This window comes from Shewanella inventionis (assembly GCF_019931735.1).
In the GTDB taxonomy this organism is placed as follows: Bacteria; Pseudomonadota; Gammaproteobacteria; order Enterobacterales; family Shewanellaceae; genus Shewanella; species Shewanella inventionis.
The window spans coordinates 2877094-2890410 of sequence record NZ_CP082926.1 but is presented as its reverse complement, the minus strand read 5'-3'; the positions used below and the strand labels follow the sequence as shown (position 1 = coordinate 2890410).

The window sequence follows — 13317 nt, the reverse complement described above, 5'->3', positions numbered from 1 at the left end:
ATCATACAAATTCATTTTAAGTTGCTATCTGCGCATTGCCTGCCAATTTTGCAAGTTCAACATGGTCAACAATACTGATGTACTTTCCATTCACTTCAATTAAGCCCGCTTTTTGAAAACGCCCCAATAAGCGACTAATGGTTTCTACGGTTAGTCCTAAATAATTGCCGATATCACCGCGTGTCATCGTTAATCTAAATTCTTTAGATGAAAACCCACGATTACCAAATCGTTTGGCTAAATTATTGATAAAAGCAGCCAGGCGTTCTTCAGCATTTTTCTTAGACAGTAAAAGGATCATTTCTTGATCTGTCATGATTTCGCTGCTCATTAAGCGCATAATTTGTTGACGCAGTTTGGGCATAGTACCGGCGAGAGTATCGAGAGTGTCAAAAGGGATTTCACACACCATTGAGGTTTCTAATGCTTGGGCAAAACTCTGGTGTTGCTGTGCATGTATACCGTCAAATCCGATAACATCACCAGCAAGATGAAAGCCAGTAATTTGTTCATCACCCTGTTCGGTAATGGTATAACTCTTAATAGTACCTGAGCGAATGGCGTAGAGGGATTTAAGGCCATCACCAGACTTAAAAATAAGATCGCCTTTTTGAATGGGTTTTTTGCGCTCTATGATGTTATCAAGTTTATCTAGCTCATCATTGTTCAAGGTAAAAGGAATACATAACGCTTCCATACTGCAATCGTGGCAATGAATGGCACAACCACTGTTTGAAGGACGACGCGCTTTTGTTAGTTCTGAAGTCATACCCATTCTCAATTTATGTAAACATTACCATGTTAAACCAATTTAACTTTACAAACTAGTTTAGCTGATCCACCGCAATAAACAGTGTCTGTAAACCAAACAACACTAAAAGGAGTCCGCTAAATAGCCTAACAGCACGTTTTTGGACCCAATGCGCAAGCGTTTTGGCTGCCAAACCCGCTGCAAATAAAGCTGGAATGGTACCAAGACCAAAAGCTAACATGATCAGACCCCCTTGCAGTGCGCTGCCAGAGGCAACAGACCAGGTTAGTGTGCTATAAACCAGCCCGCAAGGTAACCAGCCCCAAACCATGCCAGCAAGTAATGCCTGATAAGGATGTTGAATGGGCAATAATTTGCGCGTTAATGGTTGTAAATAACGCCATAACACTTTACCTACTTTTTCAATATGGACAATTCCAAACCATATTTGAGCAATATATAAGCCTGTTAATATCATCATTACACCGGCAAAAATGCGTAAACAAAGCAGGTAAACATCGGCGTCAAACAATTGTCCAAGTGCAGAGGCACTGCCTCCAACAAATATACCAGCAAGTGTATAGCTGCTAATTCTGCCTAAATTATAGCTGATTAAAAATCGTAATTGATTGGCTAGCTTATTTTGCTTGTTGTCTGGAATATTGGCAGAAAAAGCACCGATTAACCCACCGCACATACCAAAACAATGTGCCGCACCCATTAACCCGACAATAAAGGCACCACCTATATTGTATTCAATCACAATTGCTGCTCTGATTTTGTTTCTGTTTGACTATCCGTTACTGACGGTTTGGCTTCTTCATCAAATAAAATTGACACACTTTGCCTGTCTAAGTCGTCAAATTGCTCAGATTTTACCGCCCAAAAAAAGATGGCAACGGCAATGAGTACAAACAACATAGCAATAGGGATTAGCACATAAATGATACTCATAGTTTTATCCTAAGTAGCCTTAAACTGTTACTCACAACAATGAGTGAGCTAACAGACATACCAATTGCTGCAATATAAGGGGCAACATGTCCGGTTACAGCAAGAGGCAAAATAATAACGTTATAAGCAAAAGCCCATAATAAATTTTGATGAATTATATTTTGGGCCTGTTTAGCCACACTAATTGCATCGTTAAACCGAGACAAGTGATCGCCAAGTAAGATTAAATCTGCACTGTTTTTAGCAATTGCACTGCCGCTCCCCATCGCAACAGAGAGATTTGCGCCGGCCAGTACCGGGGCATCATTAATGCCATCACCAAACATGGCAACCTTTTTGGCTTGCTGTAATCGATTGATAAGCGATAACTTGCCTTGAGGCGATAAGCCAGAATGTACATCCTTGATGCCAAGTTTTTGAGCTAAATATTCAACATGGCCAGAGCTGTCACCACTGGCAATGCTTAAGCCGATATTTGCACCAGACAGCTTAGCAATAGTATCTTTAACATCTAATCTAACTTGATCTAGCATTTCTATTTGTGCAACGAGCTTATTATCAATCGACATATAAATGTGTTGAGAATGGTGCTGACGAGAAGGCTCGCTATGCTCAGGTAACACAAACGAAAGCTTCCCCACTTTTACCTTTTGGCGATCAATTATGCCCTCAATCCCCTGGCCAACATGATGTTGAATATCGGTGACAACATAGCGGTTATCAAAAAACGGTTTAAATGCTTGAGCTATCGGGTGTAACGAGCCTTGTTCAATGGCCGCTGCAATAGCTAATACTTGTTGTTGTGAATAGGGTTGTTCAATGTTGATGTCACCGATAGTCAAATGACCACAAGTTAACGTGCCCGTTTTATCAAATACCACATGATCAATTTGGGTTAATTTTTCAAATACACCAGCCTTACGTGTGATAATACCCAACTTGGTAAATATTGCAGTTGCACAGGTAACTGCGGTTGGGGTTGCTAAGGCGAGGGCACAAGGGCAGGTTGCCACTAGTACCGATAAAGTCACCCAAAAAGCATCTTCAGGCGATATAAAAGACCAAACAATGTAAGTCACAAGCGCAATCGATAAAATGGTAGCCGAAAAATACCTGGCTAATCTATCTGCCACTAACGCAATGGTGGGTTTGTTATTAGATGCTAATTCTTGTAAACGAATAATCTCAGCAACAAGCTGATCTTGGCCTAAGGCGGTTACTTTAGCCTGTAATGGCTGCTCAACATTAATCGTGCCGGCATACACATTATCGTGTATTTGTTTGGTAATAGGCATTTGCTCGCCTGTTAACATGGCCTCATTAATACTGGATTTACCAGACACAACAACCGCATCGGCAGCAATAACCTCACCAGGTTTAACCAAAATAATATCGTTTATGCGTAATTGTTTTGCGGCGATTTCTGTCACTTGGCCATCTTTTAGCAGGTGAGCCGTTAATGGGATTAACTTATGTAAATTGCTTGAGCTGACAGAGGCTTTTTGCCTGGCGGTTTGTTCAAAGTATCGGCCAAGCAATAAAAAGAAAGTAAACATCGACACGGATTCAAAATACACTTCTCCGTTACCTTGAATTGTGGCAACGCAACTGGCGATGAACGCGCCGCCAATGGCAATTGAGACAGACACATCCATGTTAAGTTTGCCGCTCAGTAAGCTTCGCATGGCACTAAAGTAAAATGGCTGTGCAGAATACAGCACCACAGGGGCTGCAAAAATTAAACTTACCCAGCGAAAGTAATCTCTAAACTCAATGTCTAACTCGGTAAAATAGCCAGTATATAAAGCAAGGGCAAACATCATCACTTGCATAGTAGCAAAGCCCGCTAAGCCAAGGCGTAATAAAAATTTACGGCTATCGGCTTTTGATTGTTTTTCTTGCTCATCGACTTGATAGGGCGCGGCTTGATAACCAATTTGGCTAATTAATTGTAAAATTTCACTCAGTTTAATGGTGTCATTGTTCCAGCTCACCAAAGCCCGCTGCGTGGTTGAGTTAACCAGCACTTTATCAATACCTTGAACAGGTTTTAATTTGTGTTCAATCAGCCAGGCACAAGCGGCGCATGTTATGCCGTCAATCGATAACGAAGTGGTGTCCACGTTACCTTGTTTATGAACAAAATCCTGTTGCACTTCAGGGAGATCATAAGCACTGTATTGAGTTAATTGCTCAGGCACCAGCGCAGTTTGACGATTACCGGGTTCGCTTCTGAACTGGTAATAACTGGTTAATCCAGCATCAATAATAGCTTGTGAAACCGCCTGACAACCAGGGCAACACATGGGTTGTGCATGCCCGTTAATTGTCGTGGTAAATTGGTCGCCAGTAACGACAAGTTCATTACAATGAAAGCAAGATGTCATAGATTAATTTAGCCAATATTCAACATCATCTTTAATATCAATGCGTTGTTGAACACGCCATTTGCCATCAAATCCTTCTATACGTACTTCCCAGGGGCCTTTAATGGCTTCAGACAATGGTACACGATACACATAACTTGCATCGGCCGTAGCATTCAGACTAAAGTCTCTTTCTTCTATGGTTGGGTGATAAAATTGCACATTAAGTGCTGCGCGGTATTCAGGCCCACCTTGTTGTGTTATTTGTAATTCTTGATCTGACACTTTAACCAAAAACTTCATGCCAATTTGCTGTGCGTATTTTATCTTACGCAAGTCCATATTAATGCCTTTGCCTTCTTTATAATATTCTTCAGCCACCAAGGAGTCAGAATTGTCTAAAGCAATTTTTAATGTGGTGATACTGGCAACAACGGCACACATTGGTAAAACGATTAAAAACCATGGCCAAAACTGTTTATACCAAGGGAGTTGAGTAGACATGATACATCCTAAATATTCGCTAAAAATTACTGCGCTATTTTAGCGCGTTAGTGCTTAATAATCACTTAAAAAAAAGGCCTCGATAAACTCGAGGCCTTTTATTAGGTATTGCTAACTATTTGTTTGATAAGCTATAAACATAAGCTGCAATTACATGAACTTTCTCTTCACCAAGAATGTCTTTCCATGCTGGCATAACACCGGCACGGCCATTGATGATTGACTCTTCAATGCTGCCGCGGCTGCCACCATATAACCACACATTGTCAGTTAAGTTTGGTGCACCCATGAACTTGTTACCTTTTGCGTCCATACCATGACACGCAAAACAACCTTTCATAAATGAACCTTGACCTTGTGCAGCTAAGGCTTCGTCGTGCTCGCCACCAGACAGTTTGATCACATATTCAGCAAGACCTTTAATCTCACTGTCTTCGATAGGTAAACCACCTTTAGGCGGCATCATACCGTTGCGACCATTCATCAATGTGGTTTTAATCGTGGCTAAATCGCCACCATATAACCAATCACTGTCAGTCAAGTTAGGGAAGCCCTTTGAGCCACGTGCATCAGAACCATGACATTGAGCGCAGTTTTGTAAAAACAAACGGCCACCCACTTTCAATGCTTCTTCATCTTTAACTAACTCTTCTAAAGGAGTTGCTAAATACGCGGCAAAAATTGGACCGTATTTTTCGTCAGCATGAGCCACTTCGCGGTCATACTGAGATAAACGATTTTCTGCTTTTGCCGCTTCTAATGCTGCAGCTGAGTCGGCTTTTAGGCCTTTTTCAGTACCAATGCTTTGGTTAGAGCTTGTCCAACCAAACAGACCTTTGTAGTTACCTAGGCCTGGATAAAGAGCTAAATAGATCACACCAAACACGATGGTTAGGTAGAACATGTAAGCCCACCACTTTGGCAGTGGGTTGTTAAGTTCTTCAATACCATCGAACTCGTGGCCCATTGATTTACCTTCTTCAACACCGGTGTAATTTTTGTTCACCACTTTAAGAAGAATAAAACAACCAACAATGACCACAATAGTCAGTACAGAAATCCAAATGCTCCAGAAGTTACTCATAATCATTACTTCTGATCTCCCGAGTCTTTAGACATTTTTGCCAGTTCTTCTTCTGAAAATACTAAGTTAGCCGCTTCGTCAAATTTAGACTTGCTGTGCTTACTGTATGCCCAGTAAAAAATTCCAACAAACGTCACCATTACTATAATGGTTAAAATGCCTTGAAAAGTACCGTAATCCATCATTGCTCCTACTTGAGTGCATGACCCAAAGATTGCAAATACGCGATTAGTGCTTGTAATTCAGTTTTGCCTTCAACCGCTTTTTGAGCGCCAGCAATTTCTTCGTCGGTGTATAAGTCGCCACCTTTGTAACCACCTTTATGAAGGTTACGTAGGATAGACATCTTGTCACCAGTCAATTTGCCGTCTAGCGTGTTTTCAGCTAACCATGGGAAAGCAGGCATGTTTGATTGTGGTACCACATCACGTGGATTGATTAAATGCACTTCATGCCATTTATCACTATAACGACCACCAACACGAGCAAGATCTGGCCCTGTACGCTTAGAACCCCATTGGAAAGGGTGGTCCCAAACTGATTCGCCCGCTACAGAATAGTGACCGTAACGTTCAGTTTCAGCACGTAAAGGACGGATCATTTGGCTGTGACAGTTGTAACAACCTTCACGAACATAAATGTCACGACCTTCAATCTGCAGTGCAGTGTAAGGGATCAAACCTTCAACGGCTTCAGTAGTGTCTTTTTGGAAAATTAGCGGAGTAATTTGCACCAAACCACCAAAACTAATAGCGATTACGGTGAAAATGGCTAGCAGGCCCACATTCTTTTCAATTAATTCATGATTAAATTTCATCGAATCTGCTCCTTAAGCTTCTGCTAACGCAGGTAATGAATCTTTAGGCGCTTTCACAGTGCGAAGCACGTTATAAGCCATAATCAACATACCGGTTAAGAAGAAACAACCACCAAGAAAGCGTACAAAGTAGAATGGGTAAGATGCTTCTAAACTCTCAACAAAGCTGTACGTTAAGGTACCGTCAGAGTTTACTGCACGCCACATAAGACCTTGCATAACACCAGAAATCCACATACTTACGATATACAACACAGTACCAATAGTGGCTAACCAGAAGTGTACGTTAACTAGCGAAGTGCTAAACATACGACCATGGCCAAAAAGCACAGGTACAAGGTGATATAACGAACCAATAGAGACCATTGCAACCCAGCCTAGCGCGCCAGAGTGAACGTGACCAACGGTCCAGTCAGTGTAATGAGATAACGCGTTTACCGTTTTGATTGCCATCATTGGGCCTTCGAAGGTAGACATACCATAGAAAGACAATGAAACAACTAAGAAACGCAATACTGGGTCAGTACGTAGCTTATGCCAAGCACCAGAGAGGGTCATAATACCGTTAATCATACCGCCCCATGAAGGTGCGAATAGGATTAATGACATCACCATACCTAAAGACTGAGTCCAGTCAGGAAGGGCAGTGTAATGTAAGTGGTGAGGACCGGCCCAAATATACAGCGCAATCAATGCCCAAAAGTGAACAATCGATAAACGATAAGAATAAACAGGACGACCAGCTTGCTTAGGTACAAAGTAATACATCATCCCTAAGAAACCAGCGGTAAGTAAGAAGCCTACAGCATTGTGACCATACCACCACTGAACCATCGCATCCACGGCACCGGAGTACAGTGAGTAAGACTTAAATAAGCTTACAGGTACAGCCATTGAGTTAACAATGTGCAGTACAGCAACAGTGATAATAAAGGCACCAAAGAACCAGTTAGCCACATAAATATGTGAGGTAGTTCTTTTAGCGATTGTGCCAAAGAAGACAATTGCATAACTGACCCAAATCACCGCAATTGCGATATCAATAGGCCATTCTAATTCTGCATATTCTTTGCCCTGGGTGTAACCCATTGGTAAAGTGATTGCAGCTGCAATAATAACTGCTTGCCAACCCCAAAACGTAAATGCGGCCAATTTAGGCGCAAATAGACGGATTTGACAAGTGCGTTGCACAACATAGTAGGATGTAGCGAAAAGAGCTGATGTTCCGAACGCGAAAATCACCGCATTGGTATGTAAAGGTCGTAAACGACTAAACGTTAACCACGGAGTTTCAAAGTTCAGTTGTGGCCAGATTAACTGAGCCGCAATCAATACACCCACTGCCATACCAACGATTCCCCACAGTACTGTGGTGAGTGCGAATTGACGGACAATAGTGTAATTGTAATCAGCGCCTGTAGACTGGGAATGGTTCATCATAATGCTTCCACGGCTTATTACTTATACTTTTAATATTTAGTAAAGCGAGCTTTACCAGTTAAGTTGACAAATGGTTACAAAACCAACCATAAAGGCTATTTTTACAACAGTTTGTCAAGGTGTTACCTCGTTTTTATGCTCTCTATCACGAGGCGGACTAATGATACTTGAGCTGAGTCAAAAAAGATACTTCGCAACATGCATCAAAGTTGATCTAGATCAAGGTCTGCAAGATAATGTTATCAACAACAGGGTAAAGGTTAATTATTGTGCACAAAATAACCAAAATATTCATTTTAGTAATTTCTTCAATCTTTTTAATAGCATGTGACAATACAAAAAACAGTCAACAAACCACATTTGAAAAAGACCCCAGCTTATGTCAATTTTCAGCCGGCCAATGTTACCAAAAAGTTGCCGATTTAACCGTCGGCTTGATGATAGATCCGGTTCGTACACCAAGTGAAAAACCACTTAATATTACGCTTAACTTTTCACAAGCGATCACTAATATTGCGATGAGGGTAGAAGGCCGAGATATGTTTATGGGCATCATACCGGTTGCATTATCCTCAACGGCGAACAATCAAGCACAAGGCACACTGATTTATGGATCATGCAGCAGTAATTACATGGTTTGGCGTGCATTTGTTTCATTTGATTATCAAGGGCAAACACGAACGCTAACGTACGACTTTTTAGCCGACAGCCCCGAATAAATATTGGCCTTTGAGTGTCGACGGGCAGGGCATCGTGTTCACCTATCGTTAATTAAGGACATTGTAGTGCTAACTTACATGATTGGATTAAGCTCAACTTTTCTATCAGCTAATCTTATGAGCCTAAGATAGGGCAGACCCAACAAACGAGTGCTAGCGCACAAAAAGGCTGGTCATAAACAAAACCTAATTGATAATCATTCTCAACAATGTATTATTGATCTCATATCAGTTTTGAATGGGAAGGTAACATGGCCAAAATAAATGTAGCTATCGACAGTCATAAAGTGGCTCAGCTGATAAGAGCAGGGCATTTATGTGCCGCAGATTTACATTGTTTAGATAAAAGCAGTAAACAAACCCTGTGGCAATTGTGTCTTTGGAGTTGCCAAAATCGCATTGGTTGTCAAAAATCTCAGTGTCAGCAAACCTGCAGTTATGCTGGGCTTAAGCAACCAGCATATCAAGTGATCCACGACAAAGATATTTGCTAACCAATTTTCACCTGGTTTAATGCCGATAAATAACGTTATCGGCATTAAACATATTTAGCTATAATATTAGTATAATCAATAGTATAAGTTTAAGGTCATGATCACAGAACCACTGCCACCAGTATTACCATTATTTGATTCAGCTCAATACGTATTGCAAGGTAATCCAATTGTTAATCAATACATTACTCGTATTTCAATCAACAAAGTAACCGACGCAGGGCTGGTAATTGAACATTGTGCAGACTGGTTATTTGAGCAAAAACAGTCTGAAAACAACTACAAAGCCTACCGCAGTGAGCTCACAACATACTTACATTGGTGCTTTGACGTAGTGGCATTATCGCCAAGTGCAGTCACACGTAAAGACATTGCAAAGTACATCGACTACTGCCAATCGCCACCACAAGAGTTAATTGGATATTTCAACGTTGCACAATTTAAACTAGACAAAGCCAGCGGCGAACGGAACCCCAATAGCCAATGGCGACCATTTATTGGTAAAAAAAACCTCGGTAAATGTTTGCCATATCAGCTAAGTGATAATGCATTAAAAACCAAAATCGCTATTTTATCATCGTTTTATGGTTATCTCATTAGCGAAGAATACACAGAACGTAACCCAGCACAACTGTGGCTCAAACACAGTCGCTTTGCGATAAAGCGCAAGTTTACTCTAGATGAAGATAACAACCATCATGCCTTTACCGAGTTACAATGGTCATATGTTGTCAGTACCGTTGAGGCATTAGCAACACAGCAACCAGAACAACATCAGCGTAGTTTATTTTTAATCACACTATTATATAGCTGCTATTTGCGTATATCAGAGATCAGCGCTCGCGCTGGTTACGCACCCATAATGAGTCAATTTAGGCAAGATCCACATTCCGGGGTTTGGTATTTTCATGTGCCATTTTCTAAAAGTGGAAAAGCTCGCAATATCGCCATTTCAAAAGTGCTACTGCAAAGCCTTATCCAATACCGACAGCATTTGGGCCTATCAGATTTACCGAGTATTAATGACCAGCATCCTATTTTTATTCGGCATAAAGCCGCAGCTCATGGCAGAGAATCCGGTATTGTTAATGCAAACTTAGGCATTAGACAAATACGAGATGAAATAGACAAGTTAATAAGCCTGGCCGCCGACAACGCCGCAAAGGATGGCTTTGAACACGACAGTCAACTCATGAGAAAACTCACCGCACATAATATTCGTCACACCGGTATTACACACGATATCAACATCAACCGTCGGCCATTGTCACATGTACAAGCAGATGCAGGCCATGAAAGTATCGACACCACGTCACAGTATTTACACACCACACAAACCGAACGTCATCAAAGTGCAGCAAACAAACCGTTAAATCATCTTGCTCAAATTGAATAATTGGCTGGCATGAGTGCTAAAAACCAAAAGCATGCAATGTCAGCACGATTTAAAGCTTATGATTTAATCGATAATCAAGGTGTAATGGGCTAAAACCATCAAACAGACATAAATACCAATCAGTCATGCTAATTAACATAGCCACAAATGTGCGCATGTATAACCAAAACCATTTATGCGCACAATGTATATTATGTTAAATACGCTATTTGTGTTTTATTGGTTAATCACCTGTGTGTGGTTTCTCATACCAAATGAGTTTTGTCTCACTTCGTGGAATATCTAAATACACTTTCATTAATAACTAACTGCAATTGTTACTTATTAAATCCAGTGTTGATCTGCTAATTGGTTCCAAGCGGCATCGATATGTTGTCGTGTCATCAATTGTTTTTTACGCGCATTCCATTGCTGGATCAAATGAAATGCTTGCTCTGGTGTTTGCGCGCCTTCGTTTTTAATAACCCAATGCACAGTTGACAACAACTCAACTCCATAGGGAGATTGATAACCATCAATTAAATTCGCAACTCGTTCAATGTGTGAATTGATTGTTGAGTCAGCATCTTGTAAAAATTGTTTAGCCTGTTGCAGCGCTTGTTCATCAGGTTTAATTTCAGCCTCAACAACACCATCACCGACACCCTGAATAAAATGTCCATCCATACGTTCTAGCGCATGTCTTAATGCATCTGCATAAGGACCATAGTGATGTTTTACAAACTTGAGTCTTAAATCTTGGCCGGCGACTTGTAGAAAATATGCAAGCTTTTGCACTTCAATTTTAGACAAACCGTAATTGAGACTTTTATAGGTTTCCAGTAGTGCAAGTATGGCTGCTCTACCCGCTGTCATTTTAGGTTTAGAGGTATTAATAATTAGTGATGTGGGTTTAATTAATCCTGTTGGTTCAAATAAACGCACTTCTAATGAAGGTAACGCTGATAAATATTGTATAACCAGGGGTTTTACGTCAGCCCAAAGCAAACCGCCATTGCCACAGCCTAATGGCGGTATAGCGATTGAACCAATATTGTGTAATGTAATTTGATTAACTAAATCAGCAAGCCCGCTTTCAATATCCTCAATCCGTGAGGCGCTGCGCCAATGGCCTTTAGTGGGAAAGTTAATGATAAATTGAGGGGTCGCCATTGGGCCTAACTCAAAAGTGAACATTTGCCCTAGCTTGACTTCACCCGCCTTACAAGCGGCTGCATAAGCTTTAAAATTATTTGGCCACTTTTTCTTAAACTGCAGCGCAATGCCTTTGCCCATCACACCAACACAGTTAACGGTATTAACAATGGCATCAACGTCTTGTTGCTGTAGTAAGTCACCTTCTACTGATTTAATCACCATGTTATTTCCTAAAAATACCAATCTTTCATTATCATTACCGGCAAGTTTACCCCAAATTGTTGCAAAATAGCATGAACTTGTTGTGCTTTGGCTTCATTTGCAACGCCTATCCGGGTTATCCAAGTGAGTGGAACTTCATTTTTTATTAAAAACTCAGCTTGGCGCTTTTCCATTCGGTCTATGTAGCGTGGGTTGCTGTGAACATCTTGAAAATACTTACAAAATCCATCTAATGTGGGGGCTTCAGTTAGCGTCTGCCAATCGATAACAGAATGTAATAGGGTTAACTCTGTGTATGCTTGACTATACGCTTTTGTGGCATTTCGATCATAAAAAACAAATTCACTAAGCCCTTGCTTTAAAGCACCTTCAATAGTGAGTTCAAAGTAAATAATATCAATTTGAGCATAGTTACACCCTACTACACGGCCATGATGAATGGCCGACAACATAGGTAAGCGAGGCGCAAAATAGAACGGCACAAATTCATGAATACCACCACCAGGTGGATTAATTACAGTTTTATAAGATCGAGTCTGTTGCGCGCCTGTATGAGCAATATTGTGATAGCTAATTCCTAAACCCGCGTTTTTAGCTTTACTGGTTAATTCCCCTTGCTGGCATATCATAGCCAAATTATCTAACGCAGTAATATGGAACAAACGAACAGGTCTTGGCATTGTCATCAAGGTGCTCCAATTAAATTAACCTTTCAAGAGCTGAAGTTCATCTTTATATGACATCAAAGGTGTGTAAAGTCTGTGGTATGCATTACCTACAGCCCCAACAAATTGTATAACTTCTGGTGGGTTATCGCCTATTGCAATGATATGGTCACGCGCAAAACCAGGGTATGAACACTCAGTTAGAAATGCGTTCCATATTTCAATTCTTTCAGATGTTTCCATACAATACCTATGCTTAAATTGTTGATATTCCATTAATGTGCCGTATCAGGAGTGATAATTTCCGTAATGAACTCAAAAAAACCTCTAAACGTTTCAAATGCTGCAACATCTAAAGTTGGAACTGTATTTGGAGATGATATCGGTTTCGGTAAGCTTGGCTTTATTGATGCTCATATGAATTCTAGTTCCTTCTAGCACAGCAACAAACTGTAATTGAAATTAGTTTGCCACATATTTGTGAAATCACCAATAATTACATGCAGATACAAAATTAACATCATAAAGTTCTGCGTTTTCACTCTAAAAGACTTTTTAACACTTACAACATACAGTGTTAAAAATCTTATCAGCCCCAATTGGCCGCCTTAAGTTTGCTAGGTCCAAATTTTCGTGGTGCGACCCTCCTTGTTAATATCCGTTTTTACGACTAGCTTGAATACGGTAATAATCAACATTAATAACAGGCTGAACTTGCCTATTATTAAGGATTTTTACTGGGTGATTGGGATGACGTTGCTCCCGTCT

The 13317-nt window shown here is 40.7% G+C and carries 15 protein-coding genes; 3 read left to right on the top strand and 12 right to left on the bottom strand.

Annotation, left to right across the window (positions count from 1 at the left end; all coding sequences use genetic code 11):
- Window positions 1-16: 16 nt before the first annotated feature.
- The 9 genes from etrA to ccoN all read right to left on the bottom strand — a co-directional run bounded on the left by etrA (window position 17) and on the right by ccoN (window position 7916).
- Window positions 17-769 carry an electron transport transcriptional regulator EtrA gene (gene etrA / locus K8B83_RS12830; RefSeq protein WP_188740308.1) on the bottom strand — a complete coding sequence of 251 codons (753 nt, stop codon included), beginning with the start codon at window positions 767-769 and terminating at the stop codon, window positions 17-19.
- Window positions 770-824: 55 nt separating this feature from the next.
- Window positions 825-1514 carry a sulfite exporter TauE/SafE family protein gene (locus K8B83_RS12825; protein ID WP_188740307.1) on the bottom strand — a complete coding sequence of 230 codons (690 nt, stop codon included), beginning with the start codon at window positions 1512-1514 and terminating at the stop codon, window positions 825-827.
- On the bottom strand, window positions 1511-1705 hold the full coding sequence (gene ccoS, locus K8B83_RS12820) for a cbb3-type cytochrome oxidase assembly protein CcoS (RefSeq protein WP_188740306.1): 195 nt from the start codon (window positions 1703-1705) through the stop codon (window positions 1511-1513). The genes K8B83_RS12825 and ccoS overlap by 4 nt, the downstream gene beginning before the upstream one ends.
- A complete protein-coding gene (locus K8B83_RS12815; RefSeq protein WP_188740305.1) occupies window positions 1702-4092 on the bottom strand; it encodes a heavy metal translocating P-type ATPase in 2391 nt (796 codons plus the stop codon). Before K8B83_RS12815 ends, ccoS begins: the two co-directional genes overlap by 4 nt.
- A gap of 3 nt (window positions 4093-4095) precedes the next feature.
- Window positions 4096-4575 carry a FixH family protein gene (locus K8B83_RS12810; protein WP_188740304.1) on the bottom strand — a complete coding sequence of 160 codons (480 nt, stop codon included), beginning with the start codon at window positions 4573-4575 and terminating at the stop codon, window positions 4096-4098.
- 115 nt (window positions 4576-4690) lie between these two features.
- A complete protein-coding gene (gene ccoP, locus K8B83_RS12805; protein ID WP_188740303.1) occupies window positions 4691-5659 on the bottom strand; it encodes a cytochrome-c oxidase, cbb3-type subunit III in 969 nt (322 codons plus the stop codon).
- A gap of 5 nt (window positions 5660-5664) precedes the next feature.
- The gene (locus K8B83_RS12800; protein WP_188740320.1) at window positions 5665-5841 is read right to left on the bottom strand and encodes a cbb3-type cytochrome oxidase subunit 3; all 177 of its coding nucleotides are present in this window, start codon (window positions 5839-5841) and stop codon (window positions 5665-5667) included.
- An 8-nt stretch (window positions 5842-5849) separates the two neighbouring features.
- Entirely contained in the window at window positions 5850-6476 is a 627-nt protein-coding gene (gene ccoO, locus K8B83_RS12795) for a cytochrome-c oxidase, cbb3-type subunit II (RefSeq protein ID WP_188740302.1), read from the bottom strand.
- A gap of 12 nt (window positions 6477-6488) precedes the next feature.
- The gene (gene ccoN, locus K8B83_RS12790; protein ID WP_188740301.1) at window positions 6489-7916 is read right to left on the bottom strand and encodes a cytochrome-c oxidase, cbb3-type subunit I; all 1428 of its coding nucleotides are present in this window, start codon (window positions 7914-7916) and stop codon (window positions 6489-6491) included.
- Between the two features lie 269 nt (window positions 7917-8185).
- Between ccoN and K8B83_RS12785 the strand changes: the two genes are divergently transcribed.
- The 3 genes from K8B83_RS12785 (at window position 8186) to K8B83_RS12775 (ending at window position 10525) form a co-directional block, all read left to right on the top strand.
- Window positions 8186-8635, top strand: coding sequence for a hypothetical protein (locus K8B83_RS12785; RefSeq protein ID WP_188740300.1), 450 nt, complete (start codon window positions 8186-8188; stop codon window positions 8633-8635).
- 251 nt (window positions 8636-8886) lie between these two features.
- The gene (locus K8B83_RS12780; protein WP_188740299.1) at window positions 8887-9129 is read left to right on the top strand and encodes a hypothetical protein; all 243 of its coding nucleotides are present in this window, start codon (window positions 8887-8889) and stop codon (window positions 9127-9129) included.
- Window positions 9130-9226: 97 nt separating this feature from the next.
- Entirely contained in the window at window positions 9227-10525 is a 1299-nt protein-coding gene (locus tag K8B83_RS12775) for a tyrosine-type recombinase/integrase (RefSeq protein ID WP_188740298.1), read from the top strand.
- Window positions 10526-10849: 324 nt separating this feature from the next.
- On the opposite strand, the gene darG is transcribed toward K8B83_RS12775, so the two are convergent.
- From darG to K8B83_RS12760, 3 genes are read right to left on the bottom strand one after another with little or no spacing between them, the layout of a single operon-like run.
- Window positions 10850-11884 carry a type II toxin-antitoxin system antitoxin DNA ADP-ribosyl glycohydrolase DarG gene (darG, locus tag K8B83_RS12770; RefSeq protein ID WP_188740297.1) on the bottom strand — a complete coding sequence of 345 codons (1035 nt, stop codon included), beginning with the start codon at window positions 11882-11884 and terminating at the stop codon, window positions 10850-10852.
- A gap of 8 nt (window positions 11885-11892) precedes the next feature.
- Entirely contained in the window at window positions 11893-12570 is a 678-nt protein-coding gene (gene darT / locus K8B83_RS12765; protein WP_188740296.1) for a type II toxin-antitoxin system toxin DNA ADP-ribosyl transferase DarT, read from the bottom strand.
- An 18-nt stretch (window positions 12571-12588) separates the two neighbouring features.
- Window positions 12589-12792 carry a hypothetical protein gene (locus K8B83_RS12760; RefSeq protein WP_188740295.1) on the bottom strand — a complete coding sequence of 68 codons (204 nt, stop codon included), beginning with the start codon at window positions 12790-12792 and terminating at the stop codon, window positions 12589-12591.
- Window positions 12793-13317: the final 525 nt, after the last annotated feature.